This window comes from Cupriavidus sp. C1SS-2L, assembly GCF_057073735.1.
The window spans coordinates 2,721,238-2,737,356 of record NZ_CP172709.1 but is presented as its reverse complement, the minus strand read 5'-3'; the positions used below and the strand labels follow the sequence as shown (position 1 = coordinate 2,737,356).

General features: G+C 66.3%; 14 protein-coding genes. 8 read left to right on the top strand and 6 right to left on the bottom strand.

The features are described 5' to 3' along the window. Nucleotides 1-22: 22 nt before the first annotated feature. The 3 genes from ACIGJG_RS30340 to ACIGJG_RS30330 all read left to right on the top strand — a co-directional run bounded on the left by ACIGJG_RS30340 (nt 23) and on the right by ACIGJG_RS30330 (nt 2,672). Entirely contained in the window at nt 23-1,189 is a 1,167-nt protein-coding gene (locus ACIGJG_RS30340; protein WP_011299961.1) for an acyl-CoA dehydrogenase family protein, read from the top strand. 8 nt (nt 1,190-1,197) lie between these two features. After that, the gene (locus ACIGJG_RS30335) at nt 1,198-1,653 is read left to right on the top strand and encodes a MaoC family dehydratase (RefSeq protein WP_011299962.1); all 456 of its coding nucleotides are present in this window, start codon (nt 1,198-1,200) and stop codon (nt 1,651-1,653) included. A gap of 206 nt (nt 1,654-1,859) precedes the next feature. After that, nucleotides 1,860-2,672, top strand: coding sequence for an SDR family NAD(P)-dependent oxidoreductase (locus tag ACIGJG_RS30330; RefSeq protein WP_041680137.1), 813 nt, complete (start codon nt 1,860-1,862; stop codon nt 2,670-2,672). An 87-nt stretch (nt 2,673-2,759) separates the two neighbouring features. Here the strand turns inward: ACIGJG_RS30330 and ACIGJG_RS30325 are convergent, their stop codons facing one another. The 5 genes from ACIGJG_RS30325 to ACIGJG_RS30305 all read right to left on the bottom strand — a co-directional run bounded on the left by ACIGJG_RS30325 (nt 2,760) and on the right by ACIGJG_RS30305 (nt 7,889). Then, nucleotides 2,760-3,518, bottom strand: a complete 759-nt coding sequence (locus ACIGJG_RS30325; protein ID WP_483673664.1) for an SDR family NAD(P)-dependent oxidoreductase — start codon at nt 3,516-3,518, stop codon at nt 2,760-2,762. A 114-nt stretch (nt 3,519-3,632) separates the two neighbouring features. Next, entirely contained in the window at nt 3,633-4,604 is a 972-nt protein-coding gene (locus ACIGJG_RS30320) for a quinone oxidoreductase family protein (RefSeq protein ID WP_011299965.1), read from the bottom strand. A 52-nt stretch (nt 4,605-4,656) separates the two neighbouring features. Then, on the bottom strand, nt 4,657-5,634 hold the full coding sequence (locus ACIGJG_RS30315) for a tripartite tricarboxylate transporter substrate binding protein (protein ID WP_041680138.1): 978 nt from the start codon (nt 5,632-5,634) through the stop codon (nt 4,657-4,659). A 77-nt stretch (nt 5,635-5,711) separates the two neighbouring features. Further along, nucleotides 5,712-6,767, bottom strand: coding sequence for a beta-keto acid cleavage family enzyme (locus ACIGJG_RS30310; protein ID WP_483673663.1), 1,056 nt, complete (start codon nt 6,765-6,767; stop codon nt 5,712-5,714). Between the two features lie 90 nt (nt 6,768-6,857). Continuing rightward, nucleotides 6,858-7,889 (bottom strand): hemerythrin domain-containing protein, encoded by a 1,032-nt coding sequence (locus ACIGJG_RS30305; RefSeq protein ID WP_483673662.1) that lies wholly within the window; start codon nt 7,887-7,889, stop codon nt 6,858-6,860. A gap of 307 nt (nt 7,890-8,196) precedes the next feature. On the opposite strand from ACIGJG_RS30305, the gene ACIGJG_RS30300 reads away from it, so the two are divergent. Together ACIGJG_RS30300 and ACIGJG_RS30295 are read left to right on the top strand one after the other, a co-directional pair. Beyond that, nucleotides 8,197-10,896 carry a winged helix-turn-helix domain-containing protein gene (locus ACIGJG_RS30300; RefSeq protein WP_483674060.1) on the top strand — a complete coding sequence of 900 codons (2,700 nt, stop codon included), beginning with the start codon at nt 8,197-8,199 and terminating at the stop codon, nt 10,894-10,896. 130 nt (nt 10,897-11,026) lie between these two features. Then, nucleotides 11,027-12,220, top strand: a complete 1,194-nt coding sequence (locus ACIGJG_RS30295) for an alpha-hydroxy acid oxidase (RefSeq protein ID WP_483673661.1) — start codon at nt 11,027-11,029, stop codon at nt 12,218-12,220. Here the strand turns inward: ACIGJG_RS30295 and ACIGJG_RS30290 are convergent. Next, nucleotides 12,217-13,233: an AraC family transcriptional regulator gene (locus ACIGJG_RS30290; protein ID WP_011299971.1), complete on the bottom strand. Its 1,017-nt coding sequence runs from the start codon at nt 13,231-13,233 to the stop codon at nt 12,217-12,219. The two genes, ACIGJG_RS30295 and ACIGJG_RS30290, sit on opposite strands and share 4 nt — an antisense overlap. A 129-nt stretch (nt 13,234-13,362) precedes the next feature. Here ACIGJG_RS30290 and ACIGJG_RS30285 point away from each other — a divergent pair, with 129 nt between their 5' ends. The 3 genes from ACIGJG_RS30285 to ACIGJG_RS30275 are packed head-to-tail and all read left to right on the top strand — an operon-like array spanning nt 13,363 to nt 16,114. Next, nucleotides 13,363-14,211 (top strand): TauD/TfdA dioxygenase family protein, encoded by an 849-nt coding sequence (locus tag ACIGJG_RS30285; protein WP_483673660.1) that lies wholly within the window; start codon nt 13,363-13,365, stop codon nt 14,209-14,211. Between the two features lie 57 nt (nt 14,212-14,268). Next, nucleotides 14,269-14,997 carry an SDR family NAD(P)-dependent oxidoreductase gene (locus tag ACIGJG_RS30280; RefSeq protein WP_483673659.1) on the top strand — a complete coding sequence of 243 codons (729 nt, stop codon included), beginning with the start codon at nt 14,269-14,271 and terminating at the stop codon, nt 14,995-14,997. Between the two features lie 58 nt (nt 14,998-15,055). Beyond that, nucleotides 15,056-16,114, top strand: a complete 1,059-nt coding sequence (locus ACIGJG_RS30275; RefSeq protein ID WP_011299974.1) for an AraC family transcriptional regulator — start codon at nt 15,056-15,058, stop codon at nt 16,112-16,114. Nucleotides 16,115-16,119 lie beyond the last annotated feature (5 nt).

The window sequence follows — 16,119 nt, the reverse complement described above, 5'->3', positions numbered from 1 at the left end:
CGTCTCCTGGCACATAACGATCATGAACTTCAATCTCACTTCCGAGCAGCAGATGCTGCAGGACAGCGTGGCCCGCTTCGTCGAGAAGGACTATGACTTCGAGGCTCGCACCGCGCTGGTCAAGGCCGGTTCGCGCTGCGACGCGAAGCACTGGAATACCTTCGCCAACAACGGCTGGCTTGCCGCCGCGCTGCCGGAAGAGCAGGGCGGCCTCGGCGGTACGCTGCTCGACACCGTGCTGATCGCGGGCCAGCTCGGCCGCGGCCTCGTCATCGAGCCGTACCTCGGCTGCGCAGTCGCTGCCGCACAGACGCTGCTGGCCGCCGCCACGCCCGCCCAGCGCGATGCGCTGCTACCGGCCGTGGCGGAAGGCTCGCGCAAGATTGCGCTGGCGTACAGCGAAGCCGGCTCCCGCGGCCTGCCCGCGCCGGTATCCACGCATGCCGACGCCGCGCCGGGCGGCTACGTGCTGAACGGCGTCAAGACCCTCGTGCTCGGCGGCACCGAAGCCGACGCGTTCATCGTCTCGGCCATGACGCCGATCGCCGAGCCGGCCAGCGCCCATGATGGTGGCGAACTGCGCCTGTTCGTGGTGGACGCCGATGCACCGGGCGTCAAGCGCCGCGCCCTGCCGCTGCATGACGGTACGTGGGCTGCTGAAGTGACGTTCGACGGCGTTGCCGTCAAGGCTGATGCCCTGCTCGGCGAGCCGGGAACCGGTCTGGCCGCACTGCAGCAGGGCCTGCTGCACGGAACCACCGCCTTGTGCGCGGAAATCGTAGGCGCGATGGAAAAGACCATCGAGATCACGTCCGAATACCTGAAGGTGCGCCAGCAGTTCGGCGTTCCCATCGGCAGCTTCCAGGCCCTGCAGCATCGCATGGCCGACATGGCCGCCGAAATGGAAGTCGCGCGCTCGATGCTGTACGCGCTGCTGGCCGCCGTCGAAACCGGCACGCCGGAAACGGTGCAACGCACGATGTCGCAGGCCAAGGCCCTGATTGGCCGCGCCGCCAAGTACGTATGCGGCCAGGGTATCCAGCTGCACGGCGGCATCGGCATGACCGAGGAATACACGGTCGGTCACTACTTCAAGCGCGCGGTGGTAGCCGATGCGCTCTTCGGCAACGCCGACCTGCATGAATCGCTGGTCGCCCAGGCGTTGCAGCAATCCCTGACCACGGAGTGAGAACGAGCATGAAAGTCTACGAAAAGATCAGCGACCTGCAGCCTCTGGTGGGCGAAATCATCGGTACGAGCGATTGGGTGAGTGTCGAGCAAGGCCGTATCAATCAGTTTGCCGACGCTACGGGCGACCATCAGTGGATCCATGTCGACGTGGAGCGCGCCAAGGCCGGTCCGTTCGGCACGCCGATCGCGCACGGCTTCCTGACGCTGAGCCTGCTGCCCGAGTTCACCAATCTTGCCTATCGTGTCAATGAGACCCGCTCGGGCGTGAACTACGGGCTCGACAAGGTACGTTTCCCTGCGCCGGTGCCGGTGAACAGCCGGCTGCGGGCGCAGTTCAAGCTGCTGTCGTATGAAGCGCTGGAAGGCGGCGGGGCGCAAACCAAGGTAGAGATGATTGTCGAGCGGGAAGGGGGGCAGAGGCCGGTTTGTATTGCGGAGTCGATTGTTCGGAGATATCCGTAAGGTTTTGTCTTCGTTGGCAGGGGCGGTGTTGTCGTTCTTGGCAGGCGCCGCTGTTTCGCCGGAGGTTCGTGATTTCCCTTGCCGCCCCGAAATGTCAATCTGGTGCCCCGGATTGTCAAAACGCTCCGCGCTGTTGCTGGATACTTGATGAGATTGGCCAAGGCCAACGGTATCGACATCCGACGCAAGATCGCAAGGAGATGAGCATGGAGCTGAAGGACAAGGTTGCCATCATTACGGGTGGCGGGCAGGGTGGTGGGGAAGGCATTGCGCGCGTGCTGGCACGTGAAGGAGCCAGGATTGCCGTGGTGGATCTGAACGTTGACGCTGCGACACGCGTTGCTTCGAGCATTGATCCGGATGGCAAACGTGCAATCGCCATCCGCGCCGACATCAGCAAGAAGGCCGATACGGAAGCCATGGCACGCCAGACGCTGGAGGCGTTCGGCACCATCGACATCCTGGTCAACAACGCAGGCGTCGGCGGCGCCTCCGCGCTGGCGTGCGACGTCACGGAAGAGAACTGGGACCGCGTGATGGGGGTGAACGCCAAGGGCATCCTGTTCTGCTGCCAGGCGGTCATCCCTGCCATGAAGGCGCAGGGCAAGGGCAAGATCGTCAATATCGACTCCATTGCCGGCATTCGGATGGCCTACTTCAGCAGCGTGGATTACACCGCATCCAAGCACGCGGTCACGGGCCTGACGCAGCATCTAGCATGGGAGCTTGCGGACCAGCGCATCAACGTCAATGCGGTGTGCCCCGGCGGTATCCTGACGCCCGCCATCGAAGCGTATGCGAGCGCGGAAAAGCGCGAGGCGCTGATCCGGCGCACGGTGCCGCTGGGCAGGTTCTGCAAGCCCGAGGAAATCGGCGAAGCGGTATCGTTCCTTGCCAGCGACCGTGCGGACATGATCACTGGCCAGTTGCTGGCCGTGGATGGCGGCACGCTTACCGGCTATGGCGAGGACCTGCGCGCGGTGCTGCGCCAGCGGCTCCAGGAAGATCAGGCTCACTGAGTACAGCGCAACTGGCAGCCTCGCCGGCCTGGCCCCTTCTGAAGCGGGCCAGCGCGGCAAGGCTGCTGTCAGCAGTTCAGGGCACGTTCAGTAGTGGATGATGCCCGGGGTTCCGCCGCCGACCGGGATGGCCTCGCCGTTGATGGCCACGCTCAGCGGTGAAGCGAGGAAAGTCACCACGCAGGCAACCTCGCTGGCATCGACCATGCGGCCGAGGCTGCTCTTCGTCGCCGCCCACGCCTCGGTTGCCGCATCGGTCTTCTCGGTGCGTGTCGGTCCGGGATGGACCGCCGTGACATTGATGCCCTTCGGGCCGAGTTCATCAGCGAGGTTCTTGGTGATGGCCGCCACGCCGACATTGCGCAGCGTGGCGACGGGCCGGCCCGTATGGTAGATCGCCAGGCCACCGATATTGATGATGCGGCCCCAGCCATTGCTGGCCAGATGTGGTGCCAGCGCCCGAGCGGTGCGCAGATAGCCGATGACCTTGATATCGATATCTTCGAGTGCCTGCGCATCGACGATCTGATCCAGTTGCGTGGCCGGCGAGATGCCGCCCGGCAGCGCCGCGGCGTTGACCAGGATGTCGATGCCGCCCAGCGCTTCGATCGCTTGCTCCACCATGGCGTCGACAGAAGCCTTGTCGGCAGTGTCGACCGAGAGCGGCACAATCCGGCGGCCGGTCAGCGTCGCAAGTTCCGCTGCGGTCGCTTCCAGCGCGTCTTTCCCGCGCGCAGCGAGCACGACATCCACGCCTTCCTGTGCGAGTTGCAGCGCAATCGTCTTGCCAATGCCGCGGCTGCCGCCGGTCACGATTGCACGCTTGCCTTTCAACTTCAGGTCCATGATTTCTCCGATATCCAGCAATGGCTTTGGGGCGATCGTGCCATAAACACGTCGCCCCGTTGATCGTGATGCGGCTGGCGCACTGGCGGCGGTGCCCGCGCCAGCCCGCAACGGTTACGGCACCAGCACGGTAGCGCCGCTGGTCTTCCTCGATTCGAGCGCGCGATGGGCCTCGGCGGCATCGGCCAGCGCGAAGCTCTGCCGGGGCTCGCTCGTGATCTTGCCGGCCAGCACCATGTCGAACACTTCCTTCGCCATATCCAGCATGTGCGAGCGCGGCGTGGCGTAGTGCACCATGGCCGGACGCGTGACCCACAGCGACCCCTTGGCCGCCAGCGTGCGGCTGTCGATTTCCACCGGACCCGAAGTCGTGCCGTTGCTGACGAGGGTGCCACGTACCTGCAGGCAGGACAGCGATGCGTCCAGCGTCGACTTGCCGATCGAGTCGAAGACGACCGGCACCTTCTTGCCGTCGGTGATCTCCATCACGCGTTCGACGATGTTCTCGCGCGACGTGACGATGGTGTGCGTGCAGCCATTGGCCCTGGCGACCTCGGCCTTTTCGTCGGAGCTGACCGTGCCGATCATGGTCACGCCAAGCGCGCGTGCCCACTGGCATGCGATCAGTCCGACGCCGCCCGCTGCGGCGTGATAGAGGATGGTCTCGCCACCCTTGAGCGGGTACACCTGGCGGAACAGGTACTGCGCCGTCATGCCTTTCATGATGAGCGTCGAGGCCGTGCGGTCGGACACGCCATCGGGCAGCGGGATCAGGACTTCCGCAGGCATCACGCGTACATCCGAGTATGCGCCCTGCGGCCCAAGCAGGTAACCGACCCGGTCACCGACACGGATATCGGTCACGCCCGGGCCGACGGCCTCGACCACGCCAACCGCATCGGAGCCCAGCCCGTTGGGCAGTTGCAGCGGATAGTGGCCGGTGCGGAAGTAGATGTCGATGAAATTGACCGCGATATAGGTGTGTCGCACACGGGCCTGGCCCGGGCCGGGATCACCGACTTCGACGGTCTCGAGCTTGAGGACGTCGGCGCTGCCGGTTTCGTAGAAGCGGATTGCTTTTGCCATTTAGGTCTCCTGGAGAAAGTTCATGCCGGTCCGGTGCCCGCAAGGGCGGACCTCATGGCTGAATGTGGTAGGTCTTGACGATGCCGGCATTGCGCTCGTATTCCGTGCGCAGTGCCTGACTGAGTTCCGGCAGGCCCTGGACCGGCACCGGCTCCATGCCGAGCGCCGCGAACCGTTCCTGCACGTGGGGTTTGGATGCCGCCTTGTAGACCGCGGCCTGGATTTTCTGGCTGACGTCGGCAGGCACCCTGGCGGAGACGAAGACACCGCCCCAGTTGCTGAAGTCGATATCCGGATAGCCTAGTTCCGCAAAGGTCGGAACCTGCGGCAACAGTGGCGAACGCTGCTTCGCCGCAAGCGCGTAGGGCCGCAGCTTGCCGGCCTTGATCATCGGCAATGAGGTCACCATGCCGTCATACATCACGGCGATCTGCCCGCCCATTACCTGGGTCAAGGCTGGCGGAGAGCCGGCAAATGGCACGTGCTGCAGGTCGATGCCCGCCTTCTGGTTCATGATCATGCCGGCATAGTGGCCCACCGTCCCGGCGCTGGGCGACGCAAAGCTGAGCTTGCCGGGGTTGGCCTTGACGTAGCGAATCAGGGCTGGCAGATCCTTGGCCGGCAGGTCAGGCGACCCGACCAGCACCATGGTCACCTTGCTGACGGCGGCCACGGGCTTCACGTCCTTCACCGGATCGAAGGAAACCTTCATTACCTGGGGCACTTCCGTGAAGACATTGGTGAGGGTGACCAGGATGGTCTGGCCGTCAGCCGGCGCCGCCAGCAGGGTATTGATGGCGATGCCGCCACCGGCGCCTGGCTTGTTGTCGACGACCACGGGCTGGCCCAGGTCGACTGTGAGCTGTTCGGCCAGCACGCGCGCGATGACGTCCATGGTGCCGCCGGCGGGCGCTGGCACCAGCATGCGCACCGGTTTGCTGGTCCAGGCCATGGCAGCAGGCATTGCGGCGGCCAGGATGACTGCGGCGGCGGCCTTGCGGAAAGCGAAGAGGGCGGGGTGATTGGACATGTCGGACTCCGTCAGGGACTGGATAGGCGGCCGCCCTGGCCGCAGCCAGGTCGCTGCAGTACGGGCGGCCTGGCGCATCACGCAGCGCGCAGCGGCAGGTTCCGGATGCCGGCCCGGCGGTTGGGCGCCATGCCGTGGGCGGCCAGCGTTTCTTCGGCGCTGTCGTACCACGTGCCGATGCGGTAGATCTCGCGCGCTTCCTTGCCCGAGGCGATCTCGCGGCCCAGTTCATTCGCCACGCGCACGCATTGTTCGATCTGCTGCACCGAAGTCATGCGGTTGCCATGCTGGTCGATGATGGTGTCCTCGATGCCGCAGCGCGGGTGCAGGCCCATGGCCATCGCCATCATGTTGAACGGCAGCACGTTCTTCAGCAGCGATTCGGCGGTCAGCGTGCAACCGTCCGGCGCGCGATGCACGAAGTTGAAGAAGTTGAACGGGTTGGGGCCGTCGAAGCCGCCGCCGATGCCGATCCACGTCAGGTTCAGCGGGCCTTTGTAGTGGCCGGCGCGCACCAGGCGTTCCAGCGTCTCCATTGCATGGATGCCGGTGAGCTGGAAATGCGGCTGGATGCCGGCGTTGCTCAAGCGGCGCAGGTGCTCTTCGACCCAGCCCGGGCCGGCTGGCACGGTCATTTCGCGGTAGGCGGCCTGGTAGGCGGGCTGCTCCAGCGAGGTACCCTTCAGGTACTCGGGATAGAGCAGCTCCATGATGTTCATCTGGGTGGTGTTGATCGCCACCGTCACCTGGTCTGGCTTCGGCGTGAGTTCGGCCAGCATATGGCGGGTGTCATCCGACAGCCACTTGGCGGCTTCGCCTTCGTCTTCCGGCGCGAACGAGATCGAGCCGCCGACCTGGATGATCATGTCCGGAACGGCAGCGCGCACGCCGGCGATCAGCTCATTGAACTTGGACAGGCGCTTGGAACCCTTGCCGTCGAGTTCGCGAACATGCAGGTGCAGCACGGTGGCGCCCGCGTTGTAGCAATCCACGGCCTTCTGCACCTGTTCTTCCATGGTCACCGGAATGTCTTCCGGGAAGTCCTGCGGCATCCACTCAGGGCCATACGGGGCTACGGTGATCACCACTTTGTCCTGGTTCTCCGGGTGCAGCGAATCGTCGAGAAATTGCATGGTCTCCTCCTGATGGTGAATGGCGCATTCATTGGCGCCCGTTTGACGGTCTTTGATTCAAAGGCCACGACGCGATGCGCGTGGCTGCGCTTAGCTGTGTCGCATCGATACGTCTTCTGCCTGCGCGCAGATGCGCGCTACGCAGTCGGCATCCGGAAAGTCGGCAAGGTACGCAAGCAGTGGGCCGAACGCGCGATCCTCATCGTCGGGCACGTTGCAGCGATTCGCTGAGCCGTACGCGGCGTTGACCTTGTCCCAGTCCGCTTCAGTCAGGTAGCGCTGCGCCGCCGGCAGGATGACGCCTTCCTCGCGTCCCATGCGCGCCCAGACAAACTGCGTGTAGTGATCGACCTTGCCCAGCAGCTCGGCAAGCGGGCCACCTGTTGCAAACCGCTCAATGGCCTCGGCGAGCGCGCCGGCCCATTGCGCATCGCGTTCATGCTGGCGTTCCAGTTCGTCCAGCTCGGCGTCGGCCCGGGCCGTGCGCCGGCGCAACCTGTCGTAGAGGCAGGCCTGCTTGCGCGGGTGGTGGCGAGCGAGCGGGAAGGTCTCGATAAACCGGATCATGTCGCGCATCACGACCACATCCGCACCGGCGTCGCGGTCGTTCGCAGCCGTGAGCATGTCCAGCCAGGCGCGCAGTACGGCACTAAGAGCGCGGTGCTCGTCGCGGATCGCGCGGATGGCGGACTCTGGCATTGCCGGAGCATGATCCGGCATGGCGAATACCGGAAGACCGGCCGCGAGCACCGCCTGCACGAGCGATCTTGTCATCGCTTCTTGCCCACGAGGGCCGATGAAGACCAGGTCACAGCCAACCTCTCGCGCGGTTGCGGGGATGGCGGCTTGCGCGTCGCCATCGAGCAGGCCAGCCGACGCGCATGGGACCCCTTGTGCCCGCGCCACTGACTCGGCCTTGGCGAGCAGTTCGCGGCCGCGAACCATAGAGGCGCGCGGCACTGCGGACTGCGGCGGCACATGGACGAACGTGATCCGTGCCGCGGCGATGCGTGCCAGCTCGATGGCGCCGATGACCGTGGCCATGCAGGCGTCCGCTTCGTCGAGCGGCACCAGCAGGTGGTGGCACGTGATGGCGTCGGCATCGCGACAAGGACGGCTCATGCCGGCACCCCGACCCGCTTACGTCCCTGCTTCAGCGCGCACACGTCCATGTACTGCATCGAATGCCCCCAGGTTCCGTTTCGACCTGGACGGATGCTAGCCCCGGTACGCCCGATACGCCCCCTCCGTGGAGGAGGGGGCGATTGCCCGCCAAGCGCGCCGTGTGCCTATAATGAGACACCAGATTCCGAGCCAGGCACGCCGCCCCCAACGGCAGCGCGAAGCCACGGACGCTGCATTGCCGCGCGCGCAGCCCGGCACGCAGGCCCCGGCGAGCGTCGCACCCCAGCCAACCAGTACCTGCCAGATGACCTCCGTGAACCATGGCGCCGGTGCCGCGTTTTCCGAGCTTGCGCTCAAGACCATGCCGCCGCGTGCACCGCGGCACCTGCTTGCGCGCGCGCGCCTGAGCCTTGACAGCGAGGCGCTGCGCGACCGGCCCGCGATTGTCGTGCAGGCGCCGCCGGGTTTCGGCAAGACGCTGCTGCTGGCGCAATGGCGCCGCGAGTACCTGGCGCACGGTGCGGCCGTGGCCTGGATTTCCGCTGACACGCACGACGATCCGCTGCATTTCCTGCAATGCCTGGTGCTTGCTGTCCGCGCCGGCGGCGCGCGGCCCGGCTTTGGTCGCACGCTGCTCGAAGGCGCGGCCGCGGCGCCCGGCAGCACAGAAGGGCTCACGGCCTGGCTTGCCGAGGTGGCCCAGACCTCGCTGGATCTCGTGCTGATCGTCGACGAAGCCGAACGTCTCTCGCAGGACGGCGTTGCGGCATTGCTCTACCTGCTGCACAACGCGCCGCCCAATCTGCGCATCGTGGTCGCGGCACGCGGCGGGTTCGACACCGCCGTCGCCGAACTCACGGCGTATGGCCAATGCGCCGGCATTGGCGCGCAAGCGCTGCGTTTCCGCTTCGATGAGACCCTGACCCTGGTGCGCAACCGCTTCGGCGACCGCGTCGATGCCGACCGTTGTGCGCGCCTGCACGAGTTGACCGACGGATGGCCGCTGGGCCTGCAACTCGTGCTGGCGGCCATGGAGCGGGGCGCCGATCCGCGCAGCGTCGTGGATACCATGGCGGCCCGCCCGGCCGATGAGGGCGAGCACCTGGTCGGTGGCCTGATTGCCAAGCTCACGCCCGACGACGTCGCGTTCCTGACGCGCATTGCCGTCGTCGACCACGTCCATCCGGACCTGTGCCGCGCGCTGACTGGCGACGAGCAGGCGCCGGGACATCTAGCGCGGCTGATCCGCGAAACACCGATCTTCGTTTCCAGCGACGGCAGCGACTGGTGCCGGCTCCACGCGCTCGCGCGCGGCGCGCTGCAGGCTCGCCTGGCCGAGGTGCCCCGCAATGAGCAGGCCGAACTGCATGCGCGAGCGCTGCACTGGCTTGCCGAGCGCGGGATCACCGAGGAAGCCGCGCGTCACGCGCACGCGGCGGGCCAGCATGCACTGGCCTACGAGCTGGCAGGACGCTCGCTATACGACGCCGTGATGCAGGGGCGGCTGGGTACCGTGCTCGAATGGCTGGAACGCCTGCCTGACGCGGAACTGGACCGCTACCCGGGCCTGCGCCTGGCCGCTGCGTGGGTGCTCGCGCTGGGCGAGCGCCATGCGGAGGCCGAGGCGCTGGTCGCGCGTATGCTCGAAGGGGCAGGCGACGATACTGTGCTGCGCTATGAATGCGCGCTGATCCTGAGCATCGCGGCCTACTACGCGGACCAGCCGGACCGTTGCCTGGCGCTGCTCGAGCCATGGCAGCAGCAGCCCGCCACGCACGACCCACGCCTCGCGCAGATGCATGCCAACCGCATGGCAATGGCCGCGATCCTGCATGGTCAGACCGGCAATGCGCGGCGCCATCTGCAGCTCGCGCCACGCGGCGACCTGGGCGAAGGACATCGCTACGCGGCGCGCTGGGGCGAGTTCGTGACCGGGCTCAGCTACCTGCGGGAAGGGCAGATGATGCTGAGCCAAGCGATCCTGAGGCCTACGCTGGCAAGCGCGGAAGCTGATCTCGGCCGCCGCCATCCGCTTTCCTGCATGCTCGCGTCGCTGCTGGCTGCGGCGGTCTACGAGAACGGACGCGTCGACGAAGCCGCTGCGCTGCTCGCCAACCGGCTCGACGTGCTGGAGCGGTCGGGCACGGCCGAGACGTCGTTGCTGGCATACCTGACTGCGGCGCGCGTGGCGGCCCTGCAGGGCGTCGAGCACCGCGCACTGGACCTGCTCGAAGCGTTGTATGCGGTCGGCGTTGCGCGCCGGACGCCGCGGCTTTGCATGGCGAGCCTGGCGGACCAGGTGCGCATGCACGCCGGACGCTTCCGCGCCGAGACGTGCCGGGCCCTGATCGTCCGTCTTGATGAGCTCGTTGCCGGGGCAGAGGCGGACCACGGCCCGCTGTGGCGCCGCGACGTGGTGCTGATGCAGGCCGTGGCACACGCCAATGCGGCAATCGCGGCCCAGGACTGGTCGTCTGCGCTCGATGCGCTGCGCCGCGCGGCGCCTGCGGCGGAGGCCATGAAGCTCGGGCGCAAGCGCATCGAGATCATGGCGCTGGAAGCGTTCGTGCGTCATCGCGCGGGCGAGGACAGCCGCACGCTCATGCTGGAAGCCATGAATCTTGCGCAGACCTATGGCCTGGCCCGCACCTTTGCTGACGCGCATCCGGCACTGGCCGACTGGGCCAGACGCCTGGTGGAGGAAGAGACCACGGAGCCGGGCGCCGGCCAGCCGCTGCCGGTCGCGCGCACGCCGCGCCGCGCCGAACGTGCGGTGACGGAGCCGCGCGCCGTGGCCAGCACGGTGCTGACGCCCAAGGAACGTGAAGTCCTGGAACTGCTGGCGCGCAATCTCTCCAACAAGGAGATCGCGCAGGCCATCGGCGTGGGCGAGGTCACGGCCAAGTGGCATGTGAAGAACCTGTTCGGCAAGCTCAGCGCCGGCACGCGCAAGCACGCCGTACGGCGCGCGCAGCTGCTGGGGCTGCTGGAAGGTCTCGAGTAGTCCCGTCCATTCGTGCCCGCTCTTTCGGGTAGTTTCGCCCCCTCCTTCACGCAGGGGGCGAAGGAGGCGGCGCGCTTCGGATAATCGGAAGGCCCCAACCACGGTGCGCCAACCGGACCGACTCGTGCCCATGACACTGAAACGCAGACTCTATCGCGGCCGCGAGGTGCGGCGTGCCCAGAACATTGCCGAGCTGCGCGCGATGGCGTCAGCGCGGCTGCCCAACTTTTGCCTGGAATACCTGGAGGGCGGGGCGGACGATGAACTGACGCTGCACCGCAACCGCGCCAGTTATGACGCCATCGCCTTCACGCCGCGCACGCTGGTTGACGTCTCGGTGCGCGATCCCGGCTGCACGCTGTTTGGCCAGCGCATTGAAATGCCGGCGGTGATTGCGCCAACCGGCTTCAACGGACTGCTCACACACGAGGGTGACCTGGCGCTCGCGCATGCCGCGCGTGATGCGGGCATCCCGATGTGCCAGAGCATGGTGTCGACGGTTGCGCTCGAACGCGTTGCCGAAACGGGCGTACGGCACTGGATGCAGATCTATCCGTTCAAGGACCACGAGAATCTCGCCGGGATCGTCAGGCGTGCCGAGGCGGCGGGCTCGGAAGCCATCGTCGTGACGACGGACGTGCCGGTGCTTGGCAACCGCGAGTGGGACCGGCGCAACTATCGCGCCCCGATGAAGCTGGATGTTGCCAACCTGATCAACGTTGCCCTGCGGCCAAAGTGGTGGTGGGACGTGCTGGTGCCGCACGGCATGCCGCACTTCCGCAATCTCGGCGACATCCTTCCACCGGGCCAGGACGATGCGCGCAATGCGGCCACCTTCCTGTCCCGGCAGATGGATCCCTCGCTGAACTGGCAGGACGTGCAGTGGCTGCGCGATTTGTGGCCGCGCAAGCTCATCCTCAAGGGCATCGTGCGGCCTGACGATGCGTTGCGCGCCCGCGCGCTTGGTGTCGACGCGCTGGTCATCACCAACCACGGCGGGCGGCAACTCGACAGCTGCGTGGCGCCGATCGAGGTGCTTCCTGAGATCCGCGCTGCGGTCGGCCCGGACATGACGCTGATCGTCGACAGCGGCCTGCGGCGCGGCGGCGATTTCGTCAAGGCGCGCGCGCTCGGGGCCGATGCGGCAATGTCGGGCCGTGCGACGCTGTATGGCCTTGCGGCTGGCGGCAGGACCGGGGTTGCGCACGCGCTGGCAATCCTGCGTGCCGAGATCGATCGCACGCTGGGCCTGCTCGGCTGCCCGGCGCTCACGGAGCTGGGGCCGGACTGTGTCAGCAGGCCAGGCGCGATGCGCGGCGCCTAGCGCCTGATTTCCGGTGCTGTCCGCTGGCGGCGCCATGCCGACACGCTGCAGCCGTAGCGCGTGGCAAACCACCTGGAGAAGGCGCTGAGCGAGGAAAACCCCATCAGGATCGCCACGTCCGACAACGGTCGTTCGTTGTTCTTCAGGTATCTCGTGACGAGCTCGACCCTGACCGCATCGACGACGGACAGGTAGTTCTGACCATAGGCTGCCAGATGGCGATGCATGGTCTTGCGGTCGATGCCAAGCTGCCGGGCCACCTGTTCGGCCCCGCACTCGCCGGTGGGCAGCAGCGCGAATACCAGTTTCCGTACCTTGTCCGGCATGGTGGAATCGGACTGTGCCAGCTTGGTATCGAGAAATTCGCGCGCATGGCGGCCCAGCGCCGTGTCCGACGTCGTGCCCGCCACGTCGAGATCCGCGGCGGACAGCAGGATGCCATCGAAATCCTGGTGGAATCGCACCGGTACGCCGAACACGCGCCGATGCGTGGCAAGGCTCGCCGGCGCGGCGTGGGTGAAGCAGACGCTGCGCGGCTTCCATGCATCGCCCGACAGCAGCTTGAACAGCCGGAACCACAGGCAGATGATGAACTCGGTCGATTGCCGCATGGAACCGTCCACGGACACCAGGAATTCAAGCCTGACCACCGCGGTGTCCCCGACTTCCTCGAGGCGCAGATCGAGTGCTTCGTTGAGCAAATGCAGGTAGCGCGCCATCGCCCCCAGCGCGTTGCGCAGGGTGGCGCCCTCGCGCATCACCGTCCACAGCGGGCCCAGAGTGGTCAGTTCACGCGCTTCCGCGACGCGTAGCCCGAGGTCCTCCAGGCCCGCAAGCTGTGCCGAATCCTCCAGCAACTGCATGACCGACTTCGCAGGCACGCGCATTTCCGGGTCGACCAGCGCCGTCGGCCGGATACCTGCTTGCCGCAGTTGACGGTAAGGGTCCAGGCCGAGTTGGCGGGCCACGTCAACAAACTCCGTCAGGTTCACGTGTTGCAGCAGCGTCGACATAGGAGTTCCCCCAGGTGCCCCAAAATGTAAAGTCACTGCCCCGGAATGTCAACGCATCGCGCGCCGGCTCTTCAATACTTGCATCGACCCTTTTGCTTCGGCCTCTACCTACAATCTTTCGGAGTCGCAATGCGTGTCGAGTCACTTACCTGTTCCATCGGCGCTGAACTGGTCGGCGTCAGCCTTGCCGATGCCATCCACGATGACGGCTTGTTCGCCGGCATTCGTGAAGCGCTGCTCAAACATCGTGTCCTGTTCGTGCGCGGGCAGGACATAACCGCCGGCGAGCACGTCGCCTTTGCGCGCCGCTTTGGCGAACTGGAAGACCATCCGGTCGCGGGCAGCGATCCCGAACACCCTGGGCTGGTCCGCATCTACAAGAGCCCCGAAGAGCCCACTCCGCGTTACGAGAATTCCTGGCACACCGATGCGACCTGGCGCGAGGCCCCGCCGCTCGCCAGCATCCTGCGCTGCCGCGAATGCCCGCCGGTCGGCGGCGACACCATGTGGAGCAATATGGTGCTTGCCTACGAGAACCTGCCGCAGCACATCAAGGACCAGATCGCAGGACTGCGCGCGCGCCACAGCATCGAAGCCAGCTTCGGCGCGGCCATGCCGATCGAAAAACGCCATGCCCTGAGGGCCCAGTTTCCGGACGCCGAGCACCCTGTGGTCCGGACGCATCCCGACACCGGCGAGAAGGTGCTGTTCGTAAACGGCTTCACCACCCACTTCACGAACTTCCATACGCCGGAGCACGTGCGCTTCGGGCAGGACTTCAACCCGGGCGCGGCCGACCTGCTGCGCTACCTGATTACGCAGGCCTACATTCCCGAGTACCAGGTGCGCTGGCGCTGGACGCCGAACAGCGTGGCGATCTGGGACAACCGCTCGACCCAGCATTACGCGGTCATGGACTACCCGCCATGCCATCGCCGGATGGACCGTGCCACGGTGATCGGGGATCGCCCGTTCTGAGCGGCACGCCCCTTCATGCTTCCCCATTGCAACGCAAACCAGACTGAGACACTGACAATGAGCCAGATCGACCCCAACCTGCTCAAGGACAAGGTTGCCGTAATCACCGGCGCAGGCCGCGGCATCGGCCGCGCCATCGCAATGGCCTATGCCAGCGCCGGTGCTGCGGTGGTATGCAGCGGCCGTGGCGAGGCCGACATCGCGCAGACCGCTGCGATGATCCGCGAAGCGGGTGGCAGGGCCATTGCCCAAACTGCAGACGTGGCGGACTACGAGAGCGTCAAGACGCTGTTCCAGCGAGCCAGCGATACCTTCGGCGGTGTCGATATCGTGGTGGCCAATGCCGGTGTCGCGCTCGAGCAGCGCAGGATCGCTGACGGCGATCCAGCGCTCTGGCGCAAGACCATCGATATCAACCTGACCGGTGCGTACCACACCGCCCACGCCGCCATTGCCCATCTGCGCCGCCGCGGGGCCGGCAAGATCATCATGATCGGTTCGGGCCAGCGCAAGCGGCCTGCCCCGGGGTTCTCGGCGTACTCATGCTCCAAGAGCGGCCTGTGGATGCTGACGCAGTCGCTGGCGACGGAACTGCAGGAGGAAAACATCAGCGTCAATGAGCTGATACCGGGTCCGGTCCGGACGGACATGACGCGCGATGTTCCGGTGCCGCCCGGCGAATGGTTCAAGGATCCTGCGGACGTTGTCCCGCTTGCGCTGTTCCTGGCCGGCATGCCCGATGTTGGCCCCAGCGCGCAGAGCTACAGCCTGATGCGCCGCGCCTGATTCCCGCGACAACCGAAGGCTGCAATGCCTTGCAGCCGCCGCCCGTGCAAGGAGGCCCATGAGCCGTTTAGTCCGCAGTGCCACGCTGTCCCGCTATACCGAGGTGGCCCGCTCGGTGGGGCTGGATCCATTGCGGATCCTGGCAGAAGTCGGGCTGCCCAGAACCTGCCTGGACGCCGGCGACAACCTGGTCTCCGCCAACGCGGTCTGCCGGCTGCTCGAAATGTCCGCAGCCGATTCCGATGCCGAAGACTTCGGCCTGCGCATGGGGGAGGGCCGTCAATTGTCGGTACTGGGGCCGCTCGGCATGGCAGTGCGGGACTCGCCGACGTTGCGCGATGCGCTGGGGGCGATGGTGCGCTATATCACGCTGCACAGCGAGGCGCTGTTCCTCGGCGTGGAAGAACGCGAGGGCGCGCTTGTGATCCGCGTGTCGCTGATCGTGGAGCACGCCGGCTCGACGCGCCAGGCCGACGAGATGGTCGTGGTGTCGCTTTACCGGATGCTTCAGGAACTGATCGGGCCAGGATGGCGCGCGCGGCGGATCTGCCTTTCGCATGAGGCCCCAAGGAGCCTGGCATCCCATCTGCGCGTGTTCGGTCGGGCCGTCGATTTCGGTTGCGACTTCAACGGCATCGTTTGCGAGCTGAAGGACATGGACGCCATGCCGCGCGCCGCGCGCCCGGAGCTGGCGCAGTACGCGCATGCCTATCTGGATTCACTGTCGGCGCGTGCGACCCTGTCCATGACCGAAAACGTCCGGCGGATGGTGCTGTCCTTGCTCCCTTCGGGCAACTGCAGCGTGGAACGCGTCGCCAGCCAGCTTGGCGTCGACCGGCGCACGGTCCATCGCAAGCTGCTGCAGGAAGGCGCGAGTTTCAGCAGCATTCTCGATGAGGTCCGTGCCACGCTGGCGCTGCAGTATCTGCGGCACTTGGAGCGCCCGGTCAGCTACGTGGCCGTGTTGCTCGGGTTTTCGATGCAGAGCGCGTTCTCGCGCTGGTTCCGCGATCATTTTGGCTGCAGCCCCAGCGCATGGCGCAGCGAGGGCATGCAGCCGGCGCGGCCCGTGCCGCGGCAACCTCTGCTAGCGGCGAGCCCCGAGCAGCGCATGTAGCACGG

Coding starts and splice junctions, on each gene's coding strand:
- ACIGJG_RS30340 (WP_011299961.1), top strand. CDS start 23: ATGAACTTCAATCTCACTTCCGAGCAGCAGATGCTGCAGGACAGCGTG.
- ACIGJG_RS30335 (WP_011299962.1), top strand. CDS start 1,198: ATGAAAGTCTACGAAAAGATCAGCGACCTGCAGCCTCTGGTGGGCGAA.
- ACIGJG_RS30330 (WP_041680137.1), top strand. CDS start 1,860: ATGGAGCTGAAGGACAAGGTTGCCATCATTACGGGTGGCGGGCAGGGT.
- ACIGJG_RS30325 (WP_483673664.1), bottom strand. CDS start 3,518: ATGGACCTGAAGTTGAAAGGCAAGCGTGCAATCGTGACCGGCGGCAGC.
- ACIGJG_RS30320 (WP_011299965.1), bottom strand. CDS start 4,604: ATGGCAAAAGCAATCCGCTTCTACGAAACCGGCAGCGCCGACGTCCTC.
- ACIGJG_RS30315 (WP_041680138.1), bottom strand. CDS start 5,634: ATGTCCAATCACCCCGCCCTCTTCGCTTTCCGCAAGGCCGCCGCCGCA.
- ACIGJG_RS30310 (WP_483673663.1), bottom strand. CDS start 6,767: ATGCAATTTCTCGACGATTCGCTGCACCCGGAGAACCAGGACAAAGTG.
- ACIGJG_RS30305 (WP_483673662.1), bottom strand. CDS start 7,889: ATGAGCCGTCCTTGTCGCGATGCCGACGCCATCACGTGCCACCACCTG.
- ACIGJG_RS30300 (WP_483674060.1), top strand. CDS start 8,197: ATGACCTCCGTGAACCATGGCGCCGGTGCCGCGTTTTCCGAGCTTGCG.
- ACIGJG_RS30295 (WP_483673661.1), top strand. CDS start 11,027: ATGACACTGAAACGCAGACTCTATCGCGGCCGCGAGGTGCGGCGTGCC.
- ACIGJG_RS30290 (WP_011299971.1), bottom strand. CDS start 13,233: ATGTCGACGCTGCTGCAACACGTGAACCTGACGGAGTTTGTTGACGTG.
- ACIGJG_RS30285 (WP_483673660.1), top strand. CDS start 13,363: ATGCGTGTCGAGTCACTTACCTGTTCCATCGGCGCTGAACTGGTCGGC.
- ACIGJG_RS30280 (WP_483673659.1), top strand. CDS start 14,269: ATGAGCCAGATCGACCCCAACCTGCTCAAGGACAAGGTTGCCGTAATC.
- ACIGJG_RS30275 (WP_011299974.1), top strand. CDS start 15,056: ATGAGCCGTTTAGTCCGCAGTGCCACGCTGTCCCGCTATACCGAGGTG.